Source organism: Arthrobacter mobilis (assembly GCF_012395835.1).
Taxonomy (GTDB): domain Bacteria; phylum Actinomycetota; class Actinomycetes; order Actinomycetales; family Micrococcaceae; genus Crystallibacter; species Crystallibacter mobilis.
Genome location: NZ_JAAZSQ010000016.1, coordinates 36,093 through 37,042 on the forward strand (window position 1 = coordinate 36,093; position 950 = coordinate 37,042).

At 70.4% G+C, this 950-nt stretch carries 1 protein-coding gene; it reads right to left on the reverse strand.

Going from position 1 to position 950, the window contains the following annotated elements; translation table 11 throughout:
• The coding region (locus tag HGG74_RS21610) for a thiamine pyrophosphate-dependent enzyme (protein WP_246262925.1) at positions 1 to 950 on the reverse strand (950 nt) is incomplete at both ends.

A 950-nucleotide genomic window follows, 5' to 3' on the forward strand; every position in this document is an offset into this window, starting at 1 on the left:
CTCCCCGTCCCCGGCGATGGTCACCACACACCGGCCCGGGTGCGCCAGCGAGGCGGCGATGGCGGCGGGCACGGAGTAGCCCATGGAGCCGTTGCGGGCGCTGATCATGGAGGGGTAGGTGCGGGTGGGGAAGTAGCGGTGGGCCCAGTTGGTGTGCTCCCCGGCGCCCAGGGTCACCAGCGCATCCTCGGGCAGGGCCGGGACCAGGTGCGCCATGAGGGTGTCCATCCGCGCCCTGCCCGCGGAGGGCTCCGCCGGCGGCAGGGCGGCGAACTTTTCCTGCTCGGTGCGCATCCGCTCGGTAAAGGCCCGCCAGGTGTCCTTCACCGGCAGTTCCATCCGGACCAGGTCCCGCACGAACACGTCCGGGCGGGCCACGATCTGGTGGGAGACCGGCCCGGAGCGGCCGCGCAGGGAGGGGTCGATGGTGACCAAAAAGTTCTGCTTCGCCCAGTCCTGGCGGACCACGAACCCGTCGGTGATCACATCCCCGGGCACGGTGCCGACGAAGATAAGCAGGTCGGTCTCCTCCAAAAGGTCATAGGTGGGCTTCGGCCTGCCGTAGCCGATGGGCCCGACGTAGCAGGGCGAGTCGAAGGAAATGGTGCCCTCGCAGCGCCACTCCACCGCCGCGGCGATCTTGTGCCCCTCCAGCCACTTGGTCAGCGCGGCGGCCCCTTCGGCGGTCCAGTCGTTGCCGCCGAGCACGAACAAGGGCTTCTCGGCCTGTTCCAGGGCGGCCTGGAGGGCCTTGAAGTCGGTCACGGTCATCCCGCCGTCGGCCACCGGGATCACCGGGTGCACGGTGGCATCGATCGTTTCGCGGATGATGTCCTCGGGCAGGCCGACCACCACCGGGCCGGGCCGGCCGCTCATGGCCGCGAACATGGCCTCGGCCACGATCTCGGAGGCGCGTTCGGGGTGGTCCAGGACCATCACCCGCTTGGCCC